A 26,140-nucleotide genomic window follows, 5' to 3' on the forward strand; every position below is an offset into this window, starting at 1 on the left:
ATGGGCGTCAACCTGAAGGACATCGCCCAGCGCGCCGGCGTCTCGCTGGCCACGGTCTCGAACGTGGTGAACGGGTACCGGCCGGTGGGGGAGCGGACCCGACAGCGGGTGCAGCAGGCGATCGACGAACTCGGCTACAGCCCGAATCTCGGCGCCCGGCACCTCCGCCGGGGCCGTACCGGCCTGATCGCCCTGGCCATCCCGGAACTGACCAACCCCTACTTCGCCGAACTCGCCGAGATCGCCATCTCCGAGGCCGCCGCGCTCGGCTACACGCTCGTCATGGAGAACACCGCAGCGGACCGGGAGGCGGAGCTGGCGCTCCTCGACGGCTCCCGGCAGCGGATCATCGACGGCCTGATCCTCAGCCCGGTGCGCATCGGTCGGGAGGAGGTGCTGGCCCGGACGGCCGGCAGCCCGCTCGTGTTGATCGGCGAGGGGGTCTACGACGTGCCGCATGACCACATCGCCATCGACAACGTGGCCGCCAGCCACGCCGCTATCCGGCACCTCGTGGCGATCGGTCGTCGCCGGATAGCGTTCATCGGCGCCACGCCGGGCGGTGACCGGCAGTCGGCCCACCTGCGGGTCCGGGGTTACCGGGAGGCCCTGGCGGCCGCCGGCCTGCCGTACCGACCACGGTTGGTCGCCCGCACCGACGCGTTCGGTCGGCTCGACGGCATGCGGGCCATGCGTGACCTGCTCGCCCTCGGTGACCCGCCGGACGCGGTCTTCGGATACAACGACCTGGTCGCCATCGGCGCGCTGCGGGCGCTGGCCGAGGCCGGTCACCGGGTGCCCGAGGACGTCGCTGTGGTGGGGATCGACGACATCGAGGAAGGGCGGTTCACCGCCCCGACCCTCACCACGATCGCCCCGGACAAGCGGGAGATCGGCCGTCTCGCGGTGCGCCGCCTCGTCGCTCGCATCGAGGGCACGGAGGTCGCCGGGCCGCTCACCGTGCAGACACCGTTCCGGCTTCTGCGCCGGCAGAGCACCGGCACGCCAGCGGCCTGACCACCGGTCGCCCGCACACCGGGCGAGATCCATAACGCCGGTGGTACGACCCAGAGAGGATGACCCGCTAGATCCACGAACCTCAATATGATGACCGCTATCTCGACTGCGGTGCGCTCACGAGGCGTGCCACCCTGATGCGGAGGAATGCATGGTTCGCTGGCGTACCCTCACTGGCCTGCTGGCCACCGCGTTGACCGCGGTGACCGCGGCCAGCCTCACCCTCACCACGCCGGCCGCCGCGGCCGACAGCCCCGTGACGCCGAACGTCGTCGGCGGCACCCGCGCCGCTCAGGGCGAGTTCCCGTTCATGGTGCGTCTCTCGATGGGCTGCGGCGGGGCGCTGTACAGCCCCCGGCTGGTGCTCACCGCCGCGCACTGCGTGGGCTCGACCGGCACCAACACCAGCATCACCGCGACGCTCGGGACGGTCGACCTCCAGTCGTCCAGCCGGATCACCGTCCGGTCCAACTACGTCTACCGTGCTCCCGGCTACAACGGCGCCGGCCGGGACTGGGCGCTGATCCGGCTGGCCAGCCCCGTCACCGGGCTGAGCACGCTGCCGATCGCCAGCACGACCGCGTACGACAGCGGCACCTTCACCGTGGCCGGTTGGGGCGCCGCGCGCGAGGGCGGCGGCCAGCAGCGGTACCTGCTCAAGGCGAACGTGCCGTTCGTCAGCGACTCCACCTGCAACGCCAACTACGGCGGGGACCTCATCCCCGCCCAGGAGATCTGCGCCGGCTACGCCAGCGGCGGCACCGACACCTGCCAGGGTGACTCGGGTGGCCCGATGTTCCGCCGCGACGCCAGCAACGCCTGGATCCAGGTCGGCATCGTCAGCTGGGGCAACGGCTGCGCCCGGCCCAACTACCCGGGTGTCTACACCCAGGTGAGCTACTTCGCCTCGTCGATCGCCTCGGCCGCGGCGAGCCTCGGCGGCTGACCGTACGACAGCTCGGGCGGCCCGGACGACACGGTCCGGGCCGCCCGTCCGTGCCGTCCGCCGGGTGGGCGGCGGGTGGGCGGCGAGTGGGCCACCCGACAGAAACGGCGGGCCGTCCCGGCGGCGCCGGCCGCAGCGGCGATGATGGGCCGGTGAAGATCCTGTCCATCCAGTCGTCGGTCGCCTACGGTCACGTCGGCAACTCGGCGGCGGCCTTTCCGCTGCAACGCCTCGGGCACGAGGTCTGGCCGGTCCTGACTGTGCACTTCTCCAACCACACCGGGTACGGCGCGTGGCGGGGCCCGCTGCTCCCGGCGGCGGACGTGGCGGAGGTGATCGCGGGCATCCAGGACCGCGGTGTCCTCGGCACCGCCGACGCCGTGCTCTCCGGCTACCAGGGCGACCCGGCCATGGGCGCGGTGATCCTGGACGCGGTGGCAACGGTGAAGGCGACCAACCCGGCCGCGGTGTACTGCTGCGACCCGGTGATGGGCGACGCCGGTCGGGGCATGTTCGTCCGGCCGGGAATTCCGGAGTACCTGCGGGACACCGTGGTGCCCCGCGCGGACATCATCACGCCGAACCACTTCGAGCTGGACTTCCTCGCCGGCCGTACGACGAACTCGCTGGCCGAGGTGCTCGACGCGGTCGACGTGGTGCGCGCGACAGGGCCACGGCACGTCCTGGTGACCAGCGTGCTCCACGGCGACCTGCCGCCGGACTCGCTGGAGGTGGTGGCGGTCTCCGACGAGGGCGCCTGGGCGGTGACCACGCCGCTGCTGCCGATCAACCCGAACGGTGGGGGCGACGTCACCGCCGCGCTGTACCTGGCGCACCTGTGGACGACCGGCTCACCCGCGACCGCGCTGGAACGCACCATCGCCTCGGTCTACGCCGTGCTCGAGGCCACTCTCGCGGCGGGCACCCGGGAGATCCAGCTGATCGCGGCGCAGGACGTCATCGCCGACCCGCCGACTCGTTTCACCGCCCGCCGCCTGCGCTGACGGCGGGCCGCGGACCGCGGAACGGCTGCGCTGACGGCGGTCGCGGAGCGGCGGTGGTCAGCGGCCCTCGGGAACGGCCATCTCGCCGAGCAGCGACCAGTCCTCCTGCGGCACTGTGGCGTTCACGATCCGCGGCGTCTCGGCCAGGTGTGGCGGCAGGGTCTCCTGGGCCCTGCGGAAGTGGTCGGACTGGACGTGGGCCGCGCCCGCCTGGTCGTCGCGGAACGCCTCGACCAGCACGTACTCGGTCGGATCGTCAAGGCTGCGGGACCAGTCGAACCACAGGCAGCCCGGCTCCGCCCGGGTCGCCTCGGTGAACTCGGCGGCGATCTGCGGCCACCGGTCGGCGTGCTCGGCCCGGACCCGGAACTTCGCGGTAATGAAGATCATGGCACCAGGCTACCCAGCCGGGCGGGCGCGGGTGACGACCTCCTCGGGCGTCAATGGCGCCTTCGGGTGGTGCGTCAGGCACAGCGGGGTGCGGACCTTCACGAACGAGAACCCCTCCCCGGCGGCGTAGAACTCACCGCTGTTGAGCAGGCCGATGTCCGGTAGCCGGCCGCCCTTGGCCTCGGCGAGTTGCCGGGCCGCGTCGATCTGCGCCGGCGCGTTGAGCAGCCCGAAGAACTGCGTCGTCGCGTTGCCGGAGATCTGGTTGTGCAACCCCTTGGGCGCCTGGGTGGCGAAGACCAGGCCGAGCCCGTACTTGCGGGCCTGCGAGGCCAGCGCGATCGAACTGGCGGTGCAGGCCGTGGTGCCGGTCGAGGGCGCGAGCGTCTGCGCCTCGTCCATCACGAACAGCCCGCCCAGCGGTCGGTCACCGGCGGGGTGCCGCTTGATCCACGCGAAGAGCGCCATCTGCAACTGGTTGACGAAGCTCTGCCGCTCCTGGTCGGAGGTGAGGCCGACGAAGCTGATCACCGACACCCGGGCCCGCCGCCCCGCCGACGGCGTCAGCAGCAGCCCCGGGTCGGCCGGCGCGCCGACCCCGCCGAAGAGCGGGTCGGTCACCATCGCCGCCTTGAGCGCCTCGGCCAACTCCTCGGCGAGCTTCCCGGCGCGGGCCAGCCGACTGACCCCCTCGGGCAGGTCGGTGAGGAACTCGGTGAAGCCGGGCAGGCCCACCATCCCGCTTCGCGCGTACGCCTGGAGGGCCTCGGTGAGGACGGCCTTGCCCTGCTGGGCGAGCCTGCTCGACCGGTCGACACCGGCCCGGGGCGCGAGCGCCTCCACGGCGGAGCGGACGGCCTGGTCGAACTCGTCGGGCCAGTCCCGCAGGGAGGTGAAGTCGGGTAGCGGCTGGAAGCTCAGCGGCCGACCGGCGGTGACCCGGGGCGTCCACACCACCACCTCGGTGTGGTCGAGGTAGTCGGCGGCGCGTTCGGCGTCGCCGGGACCCCAGCCGCTCGGCGGCTCGGGCCACGCGTCGCCGAGCCGGGCGAGGTCGTTGTTGGGATCGAGCACGATCGCCGAGACCCCCTCGCGGGCGCACTCCTCGACCAGCCGGCGGATGAGTACTGTCTTGCCCGAGCCGGACCCGGCGAACACCACGGCGTGGCGGCGCAGCGACTCCAGGGGAACCGTGAACGGGTGATTGCCGTCGACGGTCCGCCCCAGCCCGACGACCCGACCGCCCTCGGCGACCACGAGGTCGGTGGGGTCGGCGGGTATGGCGGCCGCACCGGTCGACGCGCCAGCTGGGACGTAGACGGCCGGCGCGGTTGCCGGGTCGGACTCGGGGGCGCCCGACGGTGGCTCGTCGTCGTCGGGCGTCGGTGGCGGGGCATCCCCGCGCGTGCCGTCGGGCCCGGGCAGGACCGCGCGGAACAGGTCGGTTCCGCTGGCCGGGCGGCGGGCCACCAGCCACTCCTGCAACGCCGTGGACGGCTCGGCCGCCATCACCCCCAGCGCCGCGAAGACCCGCAGGTCCGCCTCCGACACGGCGCACCGCAGGCCGCCGGCAGCGTCGAATCCGGTCAACACCTCGGTCGTACGCTTCCCGGTCGGCCACGGCCCGTTGCGCAGCAGGATCAGCCGCCGTTGCGGCAGGTCCCGGTCCAACCCGGCGAGGGTGCACGCGGCCTTGACCCGGGCGGTGACGGCGACGGCATTCGAGTGCGCGATCGCCCGGAAACACCAGTGCGCCTCGTTCTCGGTGGCCTCGTCGAGCACCTCGATCAGCCGCCCGTGCAGCGCGGGCTTGCGCCCGGGCGGCGGATCGTACTTGTAGGTGGCCCCGGTCGGCGCCTGCTCGGCGATCCACGCGGCCAGGCCGGCGGCGAGCAGCCGCGGCATGTGCTCGTCCTCGCCCGCCGGGTCGACGGCGGCCGACACGTCCGCGGCCTCGACCAGGTCGGCGAAGCGCGCGTCCAACTCGTGCAGGCGGCGCTCGTCCGTCGCCGGGTCGGCGGAAGCGCCACGGACGGTGCCCACCGTCGGCGTCGACTCGGCGCCGTCGATGAGCCGGTCGAGTTCGACCACCTCATCGCGATCACGGCACCAGGCGATGTGGCGGTCCACCCGGCGGAGCAGGGCGCGTGGCGTCAGGGTGGGCGCGTCGGTGAAGGCGGCGGGGGCGATCGGCCAGGTGGGGTGCGGTGGCCCGAAGAACATTCCCGCGAACGCGGCGGAGAGGCGCTTCGCCACGATCGCCTGCCCGATCTCCGGGGTGGGGATCCGGTCCGGCAGGGTCGACGTACGGAAGCGGTCGGCGACCGGGGTGGGTGCCGCGCGGGTCATCAGCACCCAGGTGTCCGGCAGGCACGAGACGACGACAAGCGTGCGGCGGGTGATGTCGCGGAGCTTGAGCAGGCCGTCGGCGATCGGGCCGAGCACCTTTGCCTGGGCGTCCTCCAGCCCCTGATGTTGGTTGAGCAGTGAGGTGCTGGTCTGGGCGAACAGCGTGTCGAGCTGGTCCACGGCGATGACGGTGGGGTCCAGGGCCAGCGCCATCAACCGGGAGGTGTCCTGCACGACCTGCTGCGGGGTGCGGATCGCGGCGCTCAACCCCCACGCCGCCCGCGCGGCCGGGTCACCCGGTTCGGAGATCAGGTGGGCGTAGCCGACGTCCTGTGCCTCGAAGTCGACGGCGCCGTGCAGGACGAGCGCCCGAGCGGTGTCCTGGGCGTCCCGTCCGACCTCCCGATCGCGCTCGCGCAGCGCCCAGATGAAGGTGTCGAGCTGCGCGCGGGTCACCGGTCGGGCGCCGGCGACCGCGTCGCGGACCTCCAGCGGCAGGCCGAGCTGGGTGGTGAGTCGACGCAAAAAGGTCTTCAGCTGGGTGCCCCAGCCGACGTGCGGGCGGCCCATTCCCTCCACCAGGGCCAGGGCGACGCTCTCCCAGAACGTCTTGCCACTGACCATGTCGACCAGGAAGAAGTAGCCGCCGTCGCGCTGGATCTGTTCGCGGACCGCCCCGAGCAGGTGCGTCTTGCCGGCGCCCGCGCGGCCCTGCATGGCCACGCCGAGCGGCATGCTCGTGTCGTCGGTGCGGGCCCGCGCCACCCCGCGCAGGATCTCCGCGGCCACCTTCTCGTGCAGCTCCGGCACGTTGTGTGGGCTGGGTCGCCAGACGTCGTCCGGGGTGACCGCCGGGTTGAGACTGACCGCTTCCAGCGCGGTCCGCTGGTCGTCCGAGATCATGCCGGGCCGATCGCCAGGGCGTGGTTGTCCTCGTTCCCGATGCGGACGGCCGCGGCCCGGTCCCGTGCGGTCAGCGACTTGGTGTTGGCCACCGGGATGATGCGGACGTCCTCCCGGCCGACCATCGCCCGCAACGCCGCGTCGAGTGCGGCCCGGTCGGTGTCGGCGAGCCGGTCCCGGACGTCGGCGAGGCCGACCCAGGCCCCCGGCGCGATGGCCAGCTCCCGGTACGCCGAACGAACCAGCGCCTCCACCTCCGCCGCGGACACGGGTGCCGCCGCTGCGGGTGCTGCCGCCGTGGGTGCCGGTGCCTCGCGCCGAGGCTCGCCGTCCGTCGGGGCCGTCGCCTCGGTCTGCTTGAAGAAGTCGCCGTGGCTGACCCGGAGCCGGTCCAGCGAACGGTGCAGGTTGGACAACACGACGAACAGCGACCGGGTCGTCGAGCCGCCCGGCCTCGGCGGTGCGGCAGTGTGCAGCCGACGTGCCACCCGCCAGCCCTCGTCGGTCAGCTCGTGGGCGAACGGCCGGTGCGTCCGATCGGTGTCGACCAGGCCCAGGTCGACGAGCTTCGTGTTGTCCTTGCCGGTCAGCGTGAAGCCGGCCAGCTCCTTCAGCTCGACGTTGGTGAGTCGGCGCGCCTCGACCATCAGCACCACGAGGGCGTTGATCTGGTTCGGCGTCAGGTGCGGGACGTCCGCCGGGCTCGTCATGATGTCTCATCTCCGTGGGGGTACGTGCCGCCCGCGCGTCGCCGGGCCAGCAGCCGACGGATCCCGTCGACCACCGCCGGCACGTCGGTGAGCACCTGCTCGTTGGTGAAGCGGAGCACGTCCAGCCCGAGGAGTTGCAGCTGCACGTCTCTCCGCCGATCGTTGGCGAAAGCGATTCGCCCACGATGCTCCGGGCCGTCCACCTCGACCGCAAGACCCTCCGTGGGCCAAAACAGATCCAGTCGGTACGCGGCGCCCAGGACGTGCCACTCGTAGGTCTGGTTCCACCGCCGGCCGCGCGCCCAGTCGTGCGGCGCGAGCGCGCGTTCCAACGCCTGCTCGGCGGCGCTGTCACCGCGGGGCACGCCCGCGATCGGCGGCCAGGCCAGCACCGTCGAGCCCGGCTCGGCGGCGGTGGTCGGAATCCGTTCGATCGTGCTGGCCAGCCCGGCGAATCGGGCCGGCAGCGGCACCGGCACCGAGCGCACCCGGTCGGCGTGGCGCAGCGGCCCGCCGGCCAACCACACAGTGAAGCCGCCGTGCCGCACGAGCCACTCGGCGGCGGCCACCAGCGTCCGTTCGGCGTCGGCGTCCAGGTCGGGCACTGCCACGACGAGTACGCAACTCTCCCGGTCGTACGCCTCGGCGATCACCCGGGCGAGCCCGGCGGCGCGTACCCCCGGGGCGAAGCGGGACCGGCCGGCGGGGCGGAGCGGGCCGCGCAGCCCACGCTCGGCCAGGTCGGCCAGGAACGGGCCGAAGTGCCGGGAGCGGGCGGCGGTACGGGCTGCGAGGGCCCGCACCGCCGCCATGCCGAGCGTGCCCTCGCTGTCGAAACGGTCGGCCCCGGTCAGCCAGCGGGGGAACATCGCGAGGGCCGCGGTGTCCAGTTGGTCGAGCAGTGTGTCCACGAGGTCGCCGAGAGGACCTGTCACAGTGGGCCGGTAGTGCACGATCGCGGGCGCTGCCGGTGGCAACGGGTCGAGGGCCACCCGCAGCAACTCCGGGTCGACACCCGGCAGGTGACTCACCCGTCGCGTCGGCGGGGCGGCCCACCAGGCCCCGTTGGCGTCGCCGTTGGCCCGGACGGGGTGCGCCATGGCGGCACCCTACGACACGGGCGGGCGCGACCGGGGACCCCTCCGTTATGAGGTGGTGCGGTCGCCGCCGCTCAGCGCAGCCGGCGGATGTCGCCGTACGCGCGGTAGTAACCACCGCGGCTGGACTCGCGCACCTCGGCCACCAGGTAACGGGCGCCCGGCTCGCGAATGCCCTTGGGGAACTGCACCGACCAGTCGCGCCGGTAACCGTCGGAGAGCACCTGAACCCGCAACCGCCCCCGATCGTCCAGGCACTGCACGACAATGCCCGCGCCCGATTCGCTGGTCACCTCGACGATCGTCGGTTGCACCGGCTGGGGCGCCTGGCGGGGAGCCTTGATGTCGCGTACCTGGGGAACGTCGCCGGCCTGCGCCGCGCGGATCGCCGGCTCGCTGGCGTCGATGCAGGCCAGGTGGCCGCCGGTGGTGACGACGTAGAGCCGGTCGTCGTGGTACTGCATGGAGTACGCCGAGCCGCAGCCGGTGCCGAGCTTCCACAGGCGGGTGCCCGCCGCGTCGAAGCAGTAGATCGAGGACTGGCTGTCACCGGCGAAGACGTACCGGCCGCCCTCGGCGGTGGCGCAGGAGAAGACCGGGGCGTCGCAGCGGTAGGTGCCTTCGAGCCGACCCGCCTTGGACAGCCGCACCACCTCGCGGGTGCTCGTCCCGGCGAACACACTGCCGTGCTCCTGCCAGCCGAAGAGCACCGAACCGGTAGTGGTGTGCCACAGCTCGCTGCCGGTCCGCCACTCGTAGCCGGTCACGCCCTGCGAGTGGCCGTGGTAGATGGCGTCGTCGTCGCACCGCACCATCCAGGCCGAACGCCCCCGCCCGGGGCGACGCCACAGGAACTCGTCCTCGTGGTCGACGGCGGTGATCCCGCCGTCGGCGTCGGAGACGCCGAGGACGCCGTCGTGAATGTCCAGCCAGTAGATGTCGATCTCCGGGGCGATCGCGTACGCCACGCGGGGCACCTTGCCGGACAGGTCGTAGACGTTGCCGTCGTCGCAGCCGGCGTAGATCCAGGCGTCGTCCGCGACGATGCACTTGACCCCGTCGGGAAGGCGGACCTGGCTGCGCACCTGGGCGTCGTGGTCGAGCGTGGTGATGACTCCGTGCTCGTTGCCGACCATGCAGTGCCGCCCGTCGACGAAGATGCCGAAGGCGGGAGCGCCGGAGTCGTAGCGCCAGAGCACCGGGGCGGTGTGGGCGGTGGAGCGGGTGCTCACGATCTGCCGCCGCGACACTGTGCGCTTCTGGCGGACGCCGGGGACCGCCGGCGCGTAGCCCTTGCGGACCTTCTCTCCGATCTTCTTCGCCGCGGCGGCCCGGGCCCGGGCGTTGTCCGGATAGGCACTCGCCTTGACCTGACCCTGGTCGCCGATCCGGCCGTAGCGCACCGTCAGCGTGGCGTTGTCGACGATGACCTCGTAGAACTTGTGCGCACCGTCCACTTCGGACAGTTCGAGGTAGGTCGTCTCCTGGGACATGGGGGGCCTCCGAGGGTCAGCGAGCGGCGCGATCCGGCCGGCGCGGCGACAGTGACCACACGCTAACGGCGCCCCCCGACAGAACCGGCGTCCGGCCAGCGCAGCGCGTCGTCGCGGAGCACCGCGTGCGCGCCGACGGTCTGGTTGACGATCTGTGTCACCCGCACGTCGACAGCGATGCTGGCCAGCGCCACCGCGTCCGCGCGGCTGACGGAGTGCAGCCGCTGCATCAGCGTCAGCATCGAGTCCAGGGCGGCGAACGTGGCGTCGTCGAGGGACGCACCGACACCCAGCGTCAGCCAGGCGTCGGGGGTACGGGCCACCGGGCCGGTGACCGGGAAGTCGTCGCGCACGTCGAAGGTCAACGTCACCTCGTCCATCGGACACTCGATCGCGGTGCCGCCGACCTCGCCGTCACCCTGCGCGGCGTGCCCGTCCCCGACGGAGAACAGCGCCTCGTCGACCGGGATCGGCAGCAGGAGGGTGCTGCCGGCGGTGAGGTCCCGGCAGTCCAGATTGCCGCCCCAGGGGCGCGGTGGGATCGTCGAGTGAAGCCCCGGCTCCGCGGGTGGCATGCCGAGCACTCCCATGAAGGGCCGCAGCGCGACCGCGTGACCATGCTGGTTGCGGCCGGTCATCGTCACCGGGTCCAGCGTCCAGGCGTGCACCACCGGTTGGTCCTGCACGCCGTAGCGCTTGTTGAACCCGCTCGGCCAGCCGCCGGCCACTGTGGTTCCCCATTTGGCCGGGACGACCGCGTCGATGCGTACCGCGAGGGTCTGGCCGGCGCGCGCACCGCGGACCGCGACCGGACCGATCAGCGCGTGCCCGTGGTCGGGCCGGTGCTGCGCGACCCGGGGCCGGTCCCGGTTCGGTCCGCCCGGGTACGGGCCGGAGGACCACCAGCAGTCCAGGGTGCGATAGGTGACGGTGTCGCCGGGGTCGATGGTGAGCACCGGCGGGAAATCGGGGGAGAAGTGACCGTGCAGGCTGTCATCCCCCGGGATGAGGGTGTGTCGCATCCGTGCAGGCTAGTGGCAGCTGGTCCGCGCGGCGGGTCGCCCCGGTGCGCGGTGGGTGCCGGGCGCACCCACCGCGCACGACTCGACCCGGGCGATGTCAACCCGAGGTGCAGGAACGGATCTGTGGGCGGGCGCTGCTGTTGCCGTTGGTCATCGTGGTGAAGCCGAAGGTGTTGCCGCTGCCGTTGGACCGCATGGTCATGACGGTGCCGCTGCTGTCCCAGGTGGCGGTGCCGTTCCAGATGGTGGTGACCCGCTGCGGCGAGGTGATGGCCACGACCACGGTCCACGTGCTGGCGCCGCTGACCGTCACCGACGTGTTGTACCGGTCGCCCCAGACGTTGGGGGTCGTCGCGGTGGCGGTGCAGGTGCCGCCGGCGGGCGGCGGGGTGGTGGTGGGCGGCGGGGTCGTGCCGTCGGGCGCGACGGCGCGGCCGGTGGACGGCGAGATCATGCCGGGGCACAGGTTGCGGCTGGTCAGGTTGGCCATGATCTGGGGGATCGCGTCACGGGTGTTCTGGATCCCGTCGTGCATCAGGATGACCTGACCGGCCTGGAGTCGGCTCGCGTTGGCCACGATCTGGCTGACGCTGGCGCCGTTCCAGTCCTGGGAGTCCACGTCCCAGATCACCTGGCGCATGCCCAGCGACGAGGCGACGGACTGCAACGTGGAGTTGGTCTCGCCGTAGGGCGGCCGGAACAGCACCGGCCGGCTGCCGGTCGCCGACTGGATCGCCGAGCTGGTCTGGGAGAGGTCCGACTGCATCTGGGCCTGGCTCATGGAGGTCATGTGGGCGTGGTTCCAGCTGTGGTTGGCGACCCACATGCCGGCCGCCACCTGGGCCTGCGCGGCCGACCGGTTGTTCTGGACGTTCTGCCCGACGTTGAACATGGTGGCGCGTACGCCGTTGGTGCGCAGCACGTTCAGCAGCGCGCTGGTACTGCCGGTCGGACCGTCGTCGAAGGTGAGGCCGACATAGCCGTTGCAGGTGGCGGCGCTCGACGGGGTGGAGGTGGCCGCGAGGACGACGCCGCACATGGCGACGGCGGTGGCCAGGACGGCGAGCGCCGCGCGCAACCGCCTCGACCACAGGGCGGTGCGGGGAAAGAGCCTGCTCATCTGGTGCCCCTTCGCGCAGGCCCGGACGCGCCCTCGGTGTGGGCAGCACAGTCCGGACAGGTGTGGATGAGTGGGTAGGTGGAGCCGAAACCGCAACGAAGCCGATTGCATTGACCTCCGTGGATCGGAGTATTACAGCGAGAATTCCAACACGTCAACAAGTTCCGGAACGTCTTCGGAACAACGCAGAGAACCGATCGGGGTCTGGCCAGGTACTCCTGCCTACCTGCGGGTCTCGATCATGAACATCGATGCGTATGCACTCGACATGATCCGGAAAGCTGCCGGAATTATCGACCGCCCGCCGCCGGGCCGATCGTCGCGCGGCCGCACGGAATAGTAAAGATTGTGAACAGAAGATGTTACAGTCACTGCGGTCGATATCCGACTCGGGTTCGGCCAGTGAGGTCCCAGGAGGGAAGTGATCACATGACGAGACTGCGCGCGCTGGTCGCGCTGGCGGCACTGATCGTCGCCGGTGGGCTGGTGGCGGTCATCCCGGCCACCGCCGCGTCGGCGGCGGCCTGCTCAGCATCGTGGCAGGCCTCGGCCGTCTACTGGGGAGACGCCCAGGTCTCCCACAACGGCCGCAACTACCGGGCGAAGTGGTGGACCCAGAACGAGGCGCCGCCGGGCACGACCGGCGTCTGGGAGGACCTCGGCGCGTGCGGTGGGGGCACCACACCGCCCACCGGGGGGACCTGCACGTACCCGAACTGGGCCGCCGGGACCTGGTACGCCGCCGGGGCGATCGTCAGGTACACGAACGGTTCCTACTACATCGCCGAGCACGACAATCCGGGGTACGACCCCGTCGTGAGCACCTGGTACTGGGAGCCCTACACCTGTGGCGGTCAGCCACCGACCAGCCCGCCGCCCACCAACCCGGGCGGCTTCGTGGTCACCGAGGCCCAGTTCAACCAGATGTTCCCGGGTCGGAACTCCTTCTACACGTACTCCGGCCTCGTCGCCGCCCTCAGCGCCTACCCGGCGTTCGCGCGCACCGGCAGTGCCACGGTCCAGCGGCAGGAGGCCGCGGCCTTCCTGGCGAACGTCTACCACGAGACCGGCGGGCTCGTGCACGTGGTCGAGCAGAACACCGCGAACTACCCGCACTACTGCGACTACGGCCAGCCGTACGGCTGCCCCGCCGGGCAGGCCGCCTACTACGGGCGAGGGCCGATCCAGCTCAGTTGGAACTTCAACTACAACGCCGCGGGCAACGCCCTCAACCTGCCGCTGTTGACCAACCCGTGGCTGGTGCAGACCGACGCCTCGGTGGCCTGGAAGACCGGTATCTGGTACTGGATGACCCAGAACGGGCCGGGCACCATGACCGCCCACAATGCGATGGTCAACGGCGCCGGGTTCGGTCAGACGATCCGCAGCATCAACGGCTCGATCGAGTGCAACGGCGGAAACCCCGCCCAGGTGCAGAGCCGCGTCACCAGGTACCAGCAGTTCGTCGGCATCCTCGGCGTGTCCGCCGGAGCCAACCTCTACTGCTGATCCGTGGCCGGGCCTCGGCGTTCGTCGCCGGACGGAGTCGAGGCCCGGCTGATCGGCGGCCGGGCCCCGGTGGGGGCCGCGGCCGTTTCGGCGCGGTCAACCCGTTGACACGGCCGCGCTGCGCCCGGAACTATCAGCGGCAGTCCACCCGCCCCGGCTCCCGTTGCTCACGAACTCTCATGACAACGATGTCAGGGCCCGACCCACCACCCGCTCCACACTGCCCAGACGTTCGACCTACTCGACCCGGTTCGAGTCGAAAGGCTCCGTCCCCCATGTCGCACACCCCCCTTGCGCGTCCCCTCTCTCCCCGCCTGATCGCGGCGACAACAGCCGTCCTGCTACCGCTGGGCCTGCTCGTCGCCGCGCCCCTGGCGAACGCCGCCCCCACCCCCGCGACGCCCGGCAACTTCAGCTCCTCGTTCGAACCCGCCGACCCGCAGGCCACCACTAGCACCGTGGAGGTCGGCGCGAACGGAAAGCCGGTCCAGGCCAACCTGAGCGGCACTGTCACCACGCTGCCCGGCAGCCTGCTCGGCCAGGTCAGCGCCGTGACCGCGAGCGACGAGAACCAACCGCGCGAGGTCGCCGCGAACCTCACTGACGACGACCCGTCGACCAAGTGGCTCGTGTTCGCGTCCACCGGCTGGGTGACCTACCAGCTCGCCAAGCCGGCGACTGTGGTGCGCTACTCGCTGACCGCGGCCAACGACGCACCGACCCGGGACCCCAAGGACTTCGTCATCCAGGGGTCGAACGACGGCAACACCTGGACCGACCTGGACAAGCGCGCCGGCGAGAAGTTCAGCGGGCGCTTCGCCACCAGGACGTACAGCTTCACCAACCCGAACGCCTACGGCTTCTACCGGCTCAACGTCACGGCGAACTCCGGTGACTCGCTCCTGCAGCTCGCCGACTGGAACATCAGCGATGGCTCGGACGTCCGCCCGCCGGCCACCCCCATGGTCAGCGTGACGACCGCCGGCCCGAACGGCGGCTACACCACGAAGCCGGACGTCGGGTTCACCGGACTGGCCGCGCTGCGCTACTCCGGCGGCGCCGAGGGCAACGGCCGGGCGTACGCGACAAACAAGCTCTTCGACGTCACCATCCCGGTCGGGCCGAAGACCCGCCTGTCGTACAAGATCTTCCCCGAGTTCACCAACGGGGACGGCCGGTACCCGTCCACCTACGCCGCCGTCGACCTGCACTTCACCGACGGCAGTTACCTGAGTGGTCGCTCGCCCGCCGACCAGCACGGCTACCCGCTCACCGGCACCGGTCAGGGCGCCTCGAAGGTGCTCTTCGCCGACCAGTGGAACCTGGTGCAGGCCGACCTCGGCACCGTCGCGCGCGGCAAGACGATCGACCGCATCCTGCTCGCGTACGACAATCCGCAGGCCACCGGGGAGACCCGGTTCCAGGGTTGGCTCGACGACATCGAGCTGACGGCCGCGCCGGCGTCGATCGACGGCTCGAAGCTGACCAACTACGTCGACACCCGACGGGGCACCAACTCGACGGGCGGCTTCTCGCGCGGCAACAACCTGCCGATCACCGCACTGCCCAACGGGTTCAACTTCTTCACCCCGGTGACCGACGCGACCTCCGACTCGTGGGAGTACGAGTACCACCGGATCAACAACGAGGCCAACCTGCCCATGCTCCAGGGCCTCGCGATCTCCCACGAGCCGAGCCCCTGGATGGGTGACCGCAACCAGATGTCCGTCATGCCGGTCGTCGGCGGCGGACCGCTCACCGGTCAGCCCGCCGGCCGTGCGCTCGCCTTCAGCCACGACGACGAGACGGCACAGCCGGACCTCTACCGGGTCACGCTCCAGAACGGCCTGGTCGCGGAGATGTCGCCCACCGACCACGCCGGGATCATGCGGTTCACCTTCCCCACCGGGCAGGCGACCGGAAGCCTGGTCTTCCACAACGGCACGTTCACCATCGGCACGGACGGCACGTTCACCGGTTGGGTCGACAACGGAAGCGGCCTGTCGGCCGGTCGTAGCCGGATGTTCGTCTCCGGCGCCTTCGACCGCCCGCCGACGGCGTCCGCCGCGACCTCGGCCACCTTCGACATCTCCGCGTCGCGGGAGGTGACGATGCGTCTCGCGACGTCGTTCCTCTCCGTCGACCAGGCGCGCCGCAACCTCGACCTGGAGGTCACCGGCAAGAGCTTCGACCAGATCCACGCCGCCGCGACGGCCGCGTGGAAGGACCGGCTCGGCCGGGTCGAGGTGCGGGGCGCCAGCGAGTCGCAGCTGGTCACCATGTACTCGAACCTGTACCGGCTGAACCTCTACCCGAACTCGCAGTCGGAGAACACCGGCACCGCCGCCGCGCCGCGCTGGCAGTACGCGAGCCCGGTGTCCGCGCCGACCGGCGCGTCGACCCCCACCCGGACCGGCGCGAAGGTCGTCGACGGGCAGATCTACGTCAACAACGGCTTCTGGGACACCTACCGCACCGTGTGGCCCGCCTACGCGCTGCTGTACCCGGACATCGCCGCCAAGATCTCCGACGGGTTCGTCCAGCACTACCGCGACGGCGGCTGGATCGCCCGCTGGTCGTCACCGGGATACGCCGACCTGATGACCGGCACCAGCGCGAACGTGGCGCTCGCCCAGGCGTACCTCACCGGGGTCAAGCTGCCCGACCCGCTCGCGGCATACGACGCGGCCGTCAAGGACGCCACCGTCGCGTCCGGGCGCAGCGCGGTCGGGCGCAAGGGCATCGAGAGCTCCCTGTTCCTCGGCTACACGCCGACGTCCACGGGGGAGTCGGTGTCCTGGGCGCTGGAGGGCTACATCAACGACTTCGGCATCGGCAACATGGGTGCGGCGCTCGCCAAGGACCCGGCCACGCCCAAGTCGGAGCGCGCCCGGCTCAAGGAGGAGTCCCGGTACTTCCTGGAGCGGGCCCGCAACTACGTCCACCTCTTCGACCCGAAGACGAAGCTCTTCCAGGGCCGCGACGCCGCCGGCAACTTCCTCGCCGGTGACCCGCTGGACTGGGGTGGCGTCTACACCGAGACCAACGGGTGGAACTTCGCGTTCACCGCCCAGCAGGACGGCCAGGGCCTGACCAACCTGTACGGCGGGCAGAAGGCGCTGCGGGACAAGCTCGACGCGTTCTTCGCCACCCCGGAGAACGCCGACCGCCCCGGTGGGTACGGCGGGGTCATCCACGAGATGCTCGAAGCGCGCGCGGTGCGGATGGGTCAGCTCGGCATGAGCAACCAGCCGTCGCACCACATCCCGTACATGTACAACGTCGCCGGCGCACCGGCCAGGACCCAGGAGACGGTACGGGAGATCCTGCGCCGTCTCTACGTCGGCAGTGAGATCGGCCAGGGCTACCTGGGCGACGAGGACAACGGCGAGATGTCGTCCTGGTACATCCTCAGCTCGCTGGGCATCTACCCGTTGCAGGCCGGGTCGTCCGAGTGGGCGATCGGCTCGCCGCAGTTCACCCGGATGACAGTGCGCCGCAGCAGCGGCGACATCGTCGTCAACGCGCCGAACAACAGCGCGGCGAACATCTACGTACAGGACGTCAAGGTCAACGGCAAGAAGCAGCGCGGCCTGTCAGTGGACGTGGCGACGCTCGCCAAGGGCGGCACCATCGACTTCCAGATGGGCTCCCGGCCGTCGTCGTGGGGCACCGGCAAGAACGACGCGCCGCCGTCGCTGACCAAGGGTGACGAGGCGCCGAAGCCGTTGCAGGACGTCACCGGCCCCGGTCTCGGTACCGCGACCGCGACCGGCGGTCAGGACGCGTCGAAGCTGTTCGACGACTCGTCGACCACGCAGCTGACCTTCACCTCGGCGACCCCGCAGATCACCTGGGCCTTCCGTGGTGGCAAGCAGAAGCCGAAGTACTACACCGTCACGTCCGGGGCGGGCGCCGGCGATCCGGCGGACTGGCGCCTGCAGGGCTCCAACGACGGCCTCACCTGGACCACTGTGGACTCCCGCACCGGCCAGGTGTTCCCGTGGCGCAACCAGACCCGCCCGTACTCGATCGACAAGCCGGGACGGTTCCAGCAGTTCCGCCTCGCCGTCACCAAGACCGTCGGCGCCGCGCAGACCAACCTCGCCGAGGTCGAGCTGCTCGCCGGGGGCGACCTCGACCTCGGCGGCGGCGACATCACCGTCACCGCGGCGGACGGCGTGCACGCCACCACCGGTGTGCCCGTCTCGGTGCCGCTGGGCACCGTCACCGGCGGCGACGCCAGCGGCTATCAGGTCACCATCGACTGGGGTGACGGCACGCCGGTCACCGCGGGCACCGTGACGTTGAGCTCACGGGCCGTCTACCGCATCGGTGGGTCGCACACCTACACCACGCCCGGCTACCACCAGGCGAACGTCACGGTGACCGACGGCGAGAGCCAGAGCTCCGCGACGGTCGGCGTCGAGGTGGCGTACGCCCCGGCCTCCGGTCTCACCGCCGCGTTCGACAGCGTCTGCGTCGGCGACGAAGGGGTCCTCGCGGCAGACTGCGACGCCAAGTCGTGGGCGTACTCGCGGGCCGCCCTGGCGGCGGGCGGTGCCACCCAGGGCCAGCCGCAGCAGGTTCCCGGAACGGCGCTGCGGTTCACCCTGCCGGTGATCCCGGCCGGGCAGCCGGACAACGCCACCGGCAACGGGGCGACAGTCGTCCTCGACCTTCCGCAGGACGCGAAGAGCATCTCGTTCATCGGCGCCGGAACGCAGGGCAACCAGAGCACCACCGGCACGGCGACGTTCAGCGACGGCAGCACGGCCAGCATTCCGATCCAGTTGAGCGACTGGACGCTGGGCGGCAACGCCAACGGCACCCCGTCCTACGGCAACATCGTCGTCACCCGGACGGCGTACCGGCTGCAGGGCACGAGCCGCGACGGCGCCCAGCCGTTCCTCTTCGCCACCGCGCCGTACCAGATCCCGGCGGGCAAGACGCTGGTGTCGGTGACCCTACCGACGCAGACCGGTGACCCTCGCTCGGCGGGTCGGATCCACGTGTTCGCCGTGGCCAACGACGGCACGCCCGCCCCGGCGCTGGCGACCGTCGCCCCGAAGGACCAGACGGCCACCGCCGGGCAGGCCCTCGCGGCGAACCTCGGCACGGTGACCGGCGGCGTTCCCGGTACGACGGGCTACCGCGCCCGGGTCCAGTGGGGCGACGGCACGGTTCCGGCCGACGTCACGATCGGCGCGTCCGGCGCGATGAGCGGCCAGCACACCTACTCGCGGGAGGGCACGTACACGGTGCGCGTCACCGCGTGGGACAGCCTGTCGAGCAGCACCGGGTCCTTCACCGTGACGGTGGCCCGGGGCGGATCGCAGCCGGCGATCGCGCTGTCCGCGTCCGGCACCGTCACCACCGGTGGCGCGATCACCGTCAGCGGCAGCGGCTTCGCCGCCGGCGAGCAGGTGACGGTCAGCGTCGGCACCGACCCGGGCCGGACCATGAAGGTCGCGGCCTCCGCGACGGGAACGGTCCGCACCTCGGTGCCGACCTCCGGTGACGCGCAACCCGGCCGGTACGCCGTCACCGCGACGGGCGCGTCCTCGCGTACGCCGGCCACGGCCACCGTCCAGGTGACCGGGGAGCCGGAGGCACGGACCTACCAGCCGCGGGTGGCGCTGCTGACCAGCTCGGGGCCGCGCGGCACGTCGATCATGCTCGACGGTTCCGGGTTCGCCGCGAACGAGGCGGTCACGATCACGTTCGGGACCGGCCTCGCGGTCAGCACCGTGCGCGCGAACGCCGACGGCGTCATCTCCGGCGCGACGGTCAGCGTTCCGGGTGCGGCGAAGGCGGGCGCGACGAGCGTCACGCTGAACGGCGCCACGTCGGCGACGAAGGTGTCCCGACCGTTCACCGTCACCGGCTAGCACCCAGCCGGAGAGAATGCAGCCGCGTGGGGCGGGCCGTGATCACGGCCCGCCCCACGCCGCATGGGATCAGCGAGGTGGCAGCAGCGCGTCGACCAGGTCGCGCAGGGGCCCGACCAGGTCCTGTTCGGTGGCGGAACTCAGCGGTTCCAGCCGGATCGACGACCGCAGCACCGCGACTCCGATGCCGGCGGCGAGGGCCATCTGGGCCCGGAGCAGGAGCTGTTCGCTGCCCGGTTCGCCGGGACGCCACCCGCGAGCCGCCGCCAGTTGTTCGCTGGAACGGACCAGCACGCCGCGCCGGATCTCGTCGGCCCCCGCGTCCCCGGATGATCGCAACAGCAGTGACAGTTGGCTCGACAGGCCCGCCGCGCCGAGGTCGGCGATGTGCCGGGCGATCGCCTCGGGCACCCGGTCGGCCGGCGTCTGTCCGGTGGTTCGGCGCAGTTCGTCGCCGGCCGCCCGCAGGCACGCCTCGAACAGGCCCTCCTTGGACGTGAAGTAACGGCTGATGAGCGCCACGTTGACGCCCGCGTCGTCGGCGATGTCCCGGACGGTGGTGGCCGCGTAGCCGTCCCGGGCGAAGCGTTGGCGAGCGGCGTCGAGCAGCAACTGCCGGGTCTCGGCCGCGTCCCGACGGCGCCGCTGGGCCGGTTCGCCGACGGTGTTACTGGTCGCGGGGACCGGCGGTTCTGCTGTCACGACGCGTCCTTCCTATCGCTCTGGCTCAGTGCGGGCCCAGCAAGTAAACATATGTTGACTTTCCGGCGATCGCAAGGTCCGGTGCCACCCGAGGGTGACGTAAACGACTGTTGACTTGAGGCCCGGGCTGCGCATACTGGCTAAGTCAGCAAACGTTTACATCGAGTTCGGGGATCTCATGACCCACACCATCGAGGAGTCGACACACCTCGGCTCCGCGCCCAGCGTGGCCCCGCGCGCCAACAGCACCCTCCTGGTGCTGTACCTGTCGCTGGGCGGCCTGGCGTTCGCGGTGCTCCAGTCGCTGGTGGCGCCGGCGCTCTCGACCATCGGAAGGGACCTGGGCGTCTCGACCGGAGACATCAGCTGGGTGCTCACGGCGTACCTGTTGGCCGCCTCGGTGCTGACGCCCATTCTCGGACGTCTCGGTGACATGGTCGGCAAGCGTCGGGTCCTCATCGGTGTCCTCGCGGCCCTCGCCGCGGGCACCCTGCTCGCTGCCCTGGCTCCCAACCTGACCGTGCTGATCGTCGCGCGGGCACTACAGGGCGCCGCCGGAGCGATCCTGCCGCTGTCGATCGGCATCGTCCGCGACCAACTGCCCCGGGAGAAGGTCGGCGTCACCGTCGGCCTGCTGTCGGCGATCTTCGGTGTCGGCGCTGGCGTCGGCATCGTGGCCGCCGGCCCGATCGTGGAGCACCTGTCGTGGCACTGGCTGTTCTGGCTGCCGCTGGTCCTCGTCGTCGTCGCGCTGCTCGGAGCCATCTTCGGGATGCCCGAGTCGCGGGTCCGCACGCCCGGGCGGCTCGACATGCTCGGCGCGGCCATCCTGTCGGTCTCGCTGGTCTCGTTGCTGCTGGCCGTGAGCAAGGGGCAGGGCTGGGGCTGGACCGAGCCGAAGACACTCGGCCTGTTCCTGCTCGGTGTGGTCGCGATGATCGTGTTCGTCCGGGTCGAGCTTCGGGTGCGCGAGCCGCTCATCGACATGCGGCTGATGCGGATTCGCGGTGTCTGGGCCACCGACCTCGTCGCCCTGATCCTCGGTTTCGCGATGTTCGGGACGTTCGTGCTCGTACCGACCCTGCTTCAACTTCCCGCCGCCACCGGGTACGGGTTCGGCAAGACGGTGTCCCAGGCGGGCCTGTTCCTGCTGCCCACCGTCCTGATGATGGTGGTCTTCGGTCCCCTCGCGGGTCTGCTGGACCGGCGCTTCGGTCCCAAGGTTCCGATGTTCCTCGGCACTGTCGCGGTCGTCGTCGCATTCGCGCTGCCGGCACTCGCACACGGCGCGACCTGGCAGGTGCTGCTCTCCGGGGTGCTCACCGGTGCCGGCATCGGCCTGGCATTCGCGGCGATGTCCAACGCCATCATCGAGAGCGTCCCGGCCGGACAGACCGGCGAGGCGAGCGGCGTCAACACCATCGCGCGGACCATCGGCAGCAGCATCGGCGCGGCGGTCGTGGCGGCCGTCATCACGTCGAACAGCACCCCGCAGGGGCTGCCCACCGACGCGGCGTTCACCGCCGGCTTCTGGGTGTGCGCGGGCGTCGCGGTCCTGGCCGTCTTCGCGGCACTCGCCCTGCCCTCGGCGCGTCGCCGCCACGAGCAGGCGGTCGCCGTCGGCGTCGACGACCTCCCGCCCGAGCCGGTCGAACTGCACCTGCCCCACCGGCACCACTGAGCAGCCGACTGACGGTCGCCTGACCGCGCGGGCCGTGGCCACTCCTGGTGGGCGCGGCCCGCGCCGTTGGCGTGACCTCATCCTGCTCGCGGCGCGCCCAGTCGAAGCTGCCAGCGCGTGCCCTGACTGGTGAGCCGGACGACGGCCAGGGGCTCCACATCCAACTGCCGGTACGTCGCCGTCGGCAGCCCCAGGGCGTGCACGACCGCGACCCGGATCACCAGTGGGTGGGTGACCGCGATGATGCGTCGACCGGCGCCGAGCTGCTCGTCCAGCCAGCCACCGACCCGATCCCGCACGGCCGTGACGGACTCGCCGCCGTGTGGCGCGGAGTCCGGTGCGGACAGCCAGTCGTGTAGCGCCTGCGGTTGCGCGCCGGCGACCTCCTCAAGCGACAGTCCGGACCAGCCGCCGTAGTCACAGTCGGCCAACGCCGTCTCGATCGTCGGCAGCAGGCCGAAGGTGTCGGCGGTCTGCCGGGCCGCCGCCGCTGGACTGGACAGGCAGGTGTCGTGCACGCCGAGGTGCCCACGTCGGTCCGGATCGGTGTGGGCCTGGGCGAGGGCGGCACGCAGGCCACCCTCGTCCAGGCCGTCGTCGGTCCCGCCGAAGCGTGCCCGGCGCAGAGCCGCGGTGTGACCGTGGGCGACCAGCCGGAGGCTGGTGCCGGTCACGTGCCCGGTAGTGCGGTGGCGGCCCGGCGACGCCGCTCGTGGTGCATCAGGGCCGCGAACAGCAGGCCGATGCCGGTCCAGAGCACCACCTGGGTGCCGAGCGAGGCCAGCCGGAAGTCCCACAGCAGCGTGGCGGGGAAGTCCGCCGGAACCTCCTGGAAGGACGGCATCACCACGTACGACACTGCCGTGACCAGGAGGAACCCGCCCACGGCCGCGGCGGCGCGCAGCCACGGCGGCGCCTGGGCGCCGACCGACCGGTAGCCCAGCGAGCCGGCCCACACGGCCACCAGCCCGAGCACCACCATCAACAGGTAGGTGACGGTCCGCTGGTCGATGGTGGCCGGGTCGCCGACCGCCGGCGGGTTCGCCGGGTACTTGAGGAACGGCACGATCACCGCGCCGAGCAGCGCCGCGCCGGCCAGCAGCAGGCCCGACCGCCCGTCGTCGTCGCCGCGCCGCCGCCGGGACAGCAGGACGTACGCCGTGGCCAGCAGGCCACCCATCGCGGCCCCGAACAGGCCGGTGGCCAGGAACAGGCCGCCGCGCTGACCCGTCCGGCCGACCAGGGCGTCCTCGTGATCGTGCGCACCAGCGGCGGGCTCGGCGTGCGTCGCCGCCTCCTCGATGGCGATGGCCGCCTCGACGTGCGGTTCGCCGGCGACGTACGCGAACGCCCCGGCCAGCAGGCCGGCGATCAGGCCGGCGAGCAGCCCGCGGACGAGGACGGCGAGGAACGGGGGAGCGGTGGTGGTGTTCAGTGGCACGGGACGCCCAGCAGGTGCCGGCCGTCGTGCATCAGTTCGTGAAGGTACATCCCACTGCGCGACACCGCCCCCTGGTCGAAGGCGACGAGGTACGCCAGCAGGGTGAGCACGGCAACGGTCGCGAGAGCCGTCCACAGGAGACGGGCACTGCCAGCGGGGTGCACCACCGGCTGGCTGGAAGCGGAGCTAGACATGAATACACGAACCTCCCCAGGGATGACGCGTCCCCATCGCAAGGCTGCGGACGACCGAGCGTCCTGGCTCGCGGCACCCCGGTTGTGGTTGGGGAACCGCTCACAGTGGCGCGACCGCGCCGGATTCACACCGGCTTCCCTCGCGTCGCCGCAGATAGTGGGTCGACGGTATCGGTGCCGCCTCAGGCGGTCAACCCGGACCCCGCGCACCGAACGCGGCCCCACCGATCGGTCCACGAGCCGACCGGGCCGCAGGGTGCCGGCGGATTCGTCAGACCAAAAGGCGACAATGCCGGAAGCCGGCAGTGGCGCGCGTTCCGCGACTCGTGAACACTCTGTTACCGCTAACATGGTCAACCTGCCAGATCGGCTCTGTGGCTCCGGGTCGACCCGGGGGGTTCGATCAGCGGCGGGGCGGGGTGCGGGGTGGACGAACAAACAGCAGGACGGGTCCGGTGACGACCGGCGAGGTCGCGCGACGACCGGGCATCGTCGACGCGCACCATCACCTCTGGGTTCGGGCGCGGCACCCACAGCCCTGGATCGATCCGCACACCATGGCAGCGATCGACGACGACTTCACGCCGGTCGAGCTCGCCCCGGCGACCCGGGCCGCCGGGGTCACCCGGACCGTGGTCGTGCAGTCCGTCGCCGTCCGGTCCGAGACGCCCGAGCTGCTCGGCATCGCTGCCGACGACCCACTCGTCGCCGGGGTCGTCGGCTGGGTCGACCTCACCGCCACCGACGTCGGCCGCCGCCTCGACCGGCTACGGAAGGTGCGCGGCGGCGAACGGCTGGTCGGGATCCGCCACCTGGTCCAGTCCGAGCCTGATCCGACCTATCTGGACCGTCCGGACGTGCGGCGGAGCATCGCCGCGGTCGGTGCCGCCGGCCTCGCCTTCGACCTCCTGGTGCGTCATCGTCAGCTGCCCGCCGCCACCCGGCTCGTCCGCGACCTGCCCCAGGTGCGGTTCGTCCTCGACCACCTCGGCAAGCCCCCGCTCGGGCACGCCGATCTCGGTGACTGGCACCGCGATCTGCGGGCGCTCGCGGCCGAGCCCAACACGACGGCGAAGCTCTCCGGCCTGGTGACCGAGGTGGACGCCGCGTCCTGGACGACGGCCGACCTGCGGCCCGCTGTCGAGCACGCCCTCGACGTGTTCGGGCCGGATCGGCTGATGTTCGGCTCGGACTGGCCGGTCTGCCTGCTGGCCACCTCGTACGCCCGCTGGGTCTCGGTCCTCGGTGACCTGCTGGATCCGCTGTCCGAGGACGAGCGGGCGGCGATCTGGAGCCAGACCGCCGGTCGGGTGTACCAGTTGGCCCCGTCCTGACGCGGCAGCGGCTTCCGAGCTGGGGACATAGCATGTTATCGATAACATGCTAGGGGCGGCGGTCGATGTTGTTTGGTCGGACGAATGCGTTCGACGGTGCAGGTAACGATGGCAAAACATGCCCGCAAGACCTTGGCAACATACGTGAATGCGTGGCAAGGTAACGCCTGATCGTGGGAAACATCCGACCTATCTCCACGGTTGTGTGGGCACCTGGCCGCACTGCCATCCGAGCGGGGTCGGTCGCTCACAGGCGTACGGCTCGTCGGCGGGTCCCCGTCGGACGCCGGCGCCGCGCTTGGGGAGGTCAGGTCCGACGATGAGTAGCGCCGAGGCAACCGCCGGCACGCAGCGCGGCGAACTCAGCGACTGGTTCCGGGAACGGATCTCCCACGCCGTCTCCGAGTTCACCGCCGCGACCGCCCTGGTCGTCCTGTTCATCGCCCTGACCTTCGCGAGTCCCTACTTCCTGACAGCGGACAACCTCTTCAACATCGGCGCCCAGACGGCGGTGATCGCGATCATCGCCACGGCCCAGACGATGGTCATCATCACGAAGGGCATCGACCTGTCCGTCGGGTCGGTCGCCGCGCTCGCCGGCGTGCTGGGCGCGATGGTCGTGCGCGACCTCGGCTTCTCGATCTGGGCGGCGACGGCGGTCGCGATCGGCGTCGGCGCGCTGGCCGGGCTGTTGAACGGGTTGCTGGTGACAGTGGCCCGGATTCCACCGTTCATCGCGACGCTGGGAACGATGTCGGTGGGCCGCGGCCTCGTCTTCATCATCACCGGAGCGGTCGGCGTCTACGGCCTGCCCCGATCCTTCCAACTACTCGGCAACGGGCAGATCCTCGGCATCCCGTTCGCCGTGGTGATCACCGTCCTGGTCGCCGTCGGGGTCGCGTTCCTGCTCTCCCAGACACGATTCGGGCAGTACACCTACGCGATGGGCTCCAATCTGGAGGCCGCCCGCCGCTCCGGCATCCGGGTGGGACGGCACCTGACCGGGGTGTACGTGCTGGCCGGCGTGCTGGTCGGGCTCGGCGGCATGATCGCCGCGTCCCGGGTCAACTCCGGCCAGCCCAACTACGGCATCTCGCTGGAGCTCGACGTCATCGCCGCCGCGGTCATCGGCGGTGCCAGCCTGTTCGGCGGGCAGGGCCGGATCGTCGGGACCATCATCGGCGCGTTCCTCATCGCCCTGGTCCGCAACGGCGCCGTCCTGCTCGACATCAGCATCCACTACCAGCAGGTGATCGTCGGCGTGATCATCTGGGCCGCCGTCTACTTCGACCAGTACCGCCGCCGGCGGCTGGAATCACGGGGTTGACATGCCATTC

The 26,140-nt window shown here is 71.4% G+C and carries 19 protein-coding genes and 1 riboswitch; of the genes, 8 read left to right on the forward strand and 11 right to left on the reverse strand.

The window, feature by feature from the left end; all coding sequences use genetic code 11:
- The 3 genes from IW249_RS22525 (at nucleotide 1) to pdxY (ending at nucleotide 2,967) form a co-directional block, all read left to right on the forward strand.
- Entirely contained in the window at nucleotides 1–1,017 is a 1,017-nt protein-coding gene (locus tag IW249_RS22525; RefSeq protein WP_196922575.1) for a LacI family DNA-binding transcriptional regulator, read from the forward strand.
- A 151-nt stretch (nucleotides 1,018–1,168) separates the two neighbouring features.
- Nucleotides 1,169–1,963, forward strand: a complete 795-nt coding sequence (locus tag IW249_RS22530) for a S1 family peptidase (protein ID WP_196922576.1) — start codon at nucleotides 1,169–1,171, stop codon at nucleotides 1,961–1,963.
- Nucleotides 1,964–2,115: 152 nt separating this feature from the next.
- Complete coding sequence (gene pdxY / locus IW249_RS22535) at nucleotides 2,116–2,967, forward strand: pyridoxal kinase PdxY (RefSeq protein ID WP_196922577.1); 852 nt, start codon at nucleotides 2,116–2,118, stop codon at nucleotides 2,965–2,967.
- 57 nt (nucleotides 2,968–3,024) lie between these two features.
- On the opposite strand, the gene IW249_RS22540 is transcribed toward pdxY, so the two are convergent.
- The 7 genes from IW249_RS22540 to IW249_RS22570 all read right to left on the reverse strand — a co-directional run bounded on the left by IW249_RS22540 (nucleotide 3,025) and on the right by IW249_RS22570 (nucleotide 12,051).
- Entirely contained in the window at nucleotides 3,025–3,357 is a 333-nt protein-coding gene (locus IW249_RS22540) for a putative quinol monooxygenase (RefSeq protein ID WP_196922578.1), read from the reverse strand.
- A 9-nt stretch (nucleotides 3,358–3,366) separates the two neighbouring features.
- Nucleotides 3,367–6,609, reverse strand: coding sequence for an ATP-binding protein (locus tag IW249_RS22545; protein ID WP_196922579.1), 3,243 nt, complete (start codon nucleotides 6,607–6,609; stop codon nucleotides 3,367–3,369).
- On the reverse strand, nucleotides 6,606–7,319 hold the full coding sequence (locus tag IW249_RS22550) for a hypothetical protein (protein WP_196922580.1): 714 nt from the start codon (nucleotides 7,317–7,319) through the stop codon (nucleotides 6,606–6,608). The genes IW249_RS22545 and IW249_RS22550 overlap by 4 nt, the downstream gene beginning before the upstream one ends.
- Nucleotides 7,316–8,419, reverse strand: a complete 1,104-nt coding sequence (locus tag IW249_RS22555) for an endonuclease domain-containing protein (RefSeq protein ID WP_196922581.1) — start codon at nucleotides 8,417–8,419, stop codon at nucleotides 7,316–7,318. Before IW249_RS22555 ends, IW249_RS22550 begins: the two co-directional genes overlap by 4 nt.
- 71 nt (nucleotides 8,420–8,490) lie before the next feature.
- On the reverse strand, nucleotides 8,491–9,909 hold the full coding sequence (locus IW249_RS22560; RefSeq protein ID WP_196922582.1) for a WGR domain-containing protein: 1,419 nt from the start codon (nucleotides 9,907–9,909) through the stop codon (nucleotides 8,491–8,493).
- 62 nt (nucleotides 9,910–9,971) lie between these two features.
- On the reverse strand, nucleotides 9,972–10,931 hold the full coding sequence (locus IW249_RS22565) for an acetamidase/formamidase family protein (protein ID WP_196922583.1): 960 nt from the start codon (nucleotides 10,929–10,931) through the stop codon (nucleotides 9,972–9,974).
- Nucleotides 10,932–11,028: 97 nt separating this feature from the next.
- Nucleotides 11,029–12,051 (reverse strand): polysaccharide deacetylase family protein, encoded by a 1,023-nt coding sequence (locus IW249_RS22570; protein ID WP_196922584.1) that lies wholly within the window; start codon nucleotides 12,049–12,051, stop codon nucleotides 11,029–11,031.
- 429 nt (nucleotides 12,052–12,480) lie between these two features.
- On the opposite strand from IW249_RS22570, the gene IW249_RS22575 reads away from it, so the two are divergent.
- Both IW249_RS22575 and IW249_RS22580 read left to right on the forward strand, forming a co-directional pair.
- Nucleotides 12,481–13,560, forward strand: coding sequence for a glycoside hydrolase family 19 protein (locus tag IW249_RS22575; protein ID WP_196922585.1), 1,080 nt, complete (start codon nucleotides 12,481–12,483; stop codon nucleotides 13,558–13,560).
- A 275-nt stretch (nucleotides 13,561–13,835) separates the two neighbouring features.
- On the forward strand, nucleotides 13,836–19,451 hold the full coding sequence (locus IW249_RS22580; protein ID WP_196922586.1) for a GH92 family glycosyl hydrolase: 5,616 nt from the start codon (nucleotides 13,836–13,838) through the stop codon (nucleotides 19,449–19,451).
- A gap of 69 nt (nucleotides 19,452–19,520) precedes the next feature.
- Here the strand turns inward: IW249_RS22580 and IW249_RS22585 are convergent, their stop codons facing one another.
- Nucleotides 19,521–20,153 (reverse strand): TetR family transcriptional regulator, encoded by a 633-nt coding sequence (locus tag IW249_RS22585; RefSeq protein ID WP_307788670.1) that lies wholly within the window; start codon nucleotides 20,151–20,153, stop codon nucleotides 19,521–19,523.
- A gap of 178 nt (nucleotides 20,154–20,331) precedes the next feature.
- On the opposite strand from IW249_RS22585, the gene IW249_RS22590 reads away from it, so the two are divergent.
- The gene (locus tag IW249_RS22590; protein ID WP_196922587.1) at nucleotides 20,332–21,834 is read left to right on the forward strand and encodes an MFS transporter; all 1,503 of its coding nucleotides are present in this window, start codon (nucleotides 20,332–20,334) and stop codon (nucleotides 21,832–21,834) included.
- 77 nt (nucleotides 21,835–21,911) lie between these two features.
- On the opposite strand, the gene IW249_RS22595 is transcribed toward IW249_RS22590, so the two are convergent.
- The 3 genes from IW249_RS22595 to IW249_RS22605 are packed head-to-tail and all read right to left on the reverse strand — an operon-like array spanning nucleotide 21,912 to nucleotide 23,469.
- Nucleotides 21,912–22,508 (reverse strand): histidine phosphatase family protein, encoded by a 597-nt coding sequence (locus IW249_RS22595; protein ID WP_196922588.1) that lies wholly within the window; start codon nucleotides 22,506–22,508, stop codon nucleotides 21,912–21,914.
- The gene (locus tag IW249_RS22600) at nucleotides 22,505–23,275 is read right to left on the reverse strand and encodes a CbtA family protein (RefSeq protein WP_196922589.1); all 771 of its coding nucleotides are present in this window, start codon (nucleotides 23,273–23,275) and stop codon (nucleotides 22,505–22,507) included. The genes IW249_RS22595 and IW249_RS22600 overlap by 4 nt, the downstream gene beginning before the upstream one ends.
- Nucleotides 23,266–23,469, reverse strand: a complete 204-nt coding sequence (locus tag IW249_RS22605) for a CbtB domain-containing protein (protein ID WP_124822026.1) — start codon at nucleotides 23,467–23,469, stop codon at nucleotides 23,266–23,268. The genes IW249_RS22600 and IW249_RS22605 overlap by 10 nt, the downstream gene beginning before the upstream one ends.
- Before the next feature lie 35 nt (nucleotides 23,470–23,504).
- Nucleotides 23,505–23,651, reverse strand: a riboswitch (cobalamin riboswitch).
- A 273-nt stretch (nucleotides 23,652–23,924) separates the two neighbouring features.
- On the opposite strand from IW249_RS22605, the gene IW249_RS22610 reads away from it, so the two are divergent.
- Both IW249_RS22610 and IW249_RS22615 read left to right on the forward strand, forming a co-directional pair.
- Entirely contained in the window at nucleotides 23,925–24,803 is an 879-nt protein-coding gene (locus IW249_RS22610; RefSeq protein WP_196922590.1) for an amidohydrolase family protein, read from the forward strand.
- Between the two features lie 319 nt (nucleotides 24,804–25,122).
- Entirely contained in the window at nucleotides 25,123–26,130 is a 1,008-nt protein-coding gene (locus tag IW249_RS22615; protein ID WP_112641328.1) for an ABC transporter permease, read from the forward strand.
- Nucleotides 26,131–26,140 lie beyond the last annotated feature (10 nt).

This window comes from Micromonospora vinacea, assembly GCF_015751785.1.
Classification (GTDB): domain Bacteria; phylum Actinomycetota; class Actinomycetes; order Mycobacteriales; family Micromonosporaceae; genus Micromonospora; species Micromonospora vinacea.

Coding starts and splice junctions, on each gene's coding strand:
- IW249_RS22545 (WP_196922579.1), bottom strand. CDS start 6,609: ATGATCTCGGACGACCAGCGGACCGCGCTGGAAGCGGTCAGTCTCAAC.
- IW249_RS22615 (WP_112641328.1), top strand. CDS start 25,123: ATGAGTAGCGCCGAGGCAACCGCCGGCACGCAGCGCGGCGAACTCAGC.
- IW249_RS22570 (WP_196922584.1), bottom strand. CDS start 12,051: ATGAGCAGGCTCTTTCCCCGCACCGCCCTGTGGTCGAGGCGGTTGCGC.
- IW249_RS22530 (WP_196922576.1), top strand. CDS start 1,169: ATGGTTCGCTGGCGTACCCTCACTGGCCTGCTGGCCACCGCGTTGACC.
- IW249_RS22560 (WP_196922582.1), bottom strand. CDS start 9,909: ATGTCCCAGGAGACGACCTACCTCGAACTGTCCGAAGTGGACGGTGCG.
- IW249_RS22575 (WP_196922585.1), top strand. CDS start 12,481: ATGACGAGACTGCGCGCGCTGGTCGCGCTGGCGGCACTGATCGTCGCC.
- IW249_RS22540 (WP_196922578.1), bottom strand. CDS start 3,357: ATGATCTTCATTACCGCGAAGTTCCGGGTCCGGGCCGAGCACGCCGAC.
- IW249_RS22555 (WP_196922581.1), bottom strand. CDS start 8,419: ATGGCGCACCCCGTCCGGGCCAACGGCGACGCCAACGGGGCCTGGTGG.
- IW249_RS22590 (WP_196922587.1), top strand. CDS start 20,332: ATGACCCACACCATCGAGGAGTCGACACACCTCGGCTCCGCGCCCAGC.
- IW249_RS22580 (WP_196922586.1), top strand. CDS start 13,836: ATGTCGCACACCCCCCTTGCGCGTCCCCTCTCTCCCCGCCTGATCGCG.
- IW249_RS22550 (WP_196922580.1), bottom strand. CDS start 7,319: ATGACGAGCCCGGCGGACGTCCCGCACCTGACGCCGAACCAGATCAAC.
- IW249_RS22605 (WP_124822026.1), bottom strand. CDS start 23,469: ATGTCTAGCTCCGCTTCCAGCCAGCCGGTGGTGCACCCCGCTGGCAGT.
- IW249_RS22565 (WP_196922583.1), bottom strand. CDS start 10,931: ATGCGACACACCCTCATCCCGGGGGATGACAGCCTGCACGGTCACTTC.
- IW249_RS22525 (WP_196922575.1), top strand. CDS start 1: ATGGGCGTCAACCTGAAGGACATCGCCCAGCGCGCCGGCGTCTCGCTG.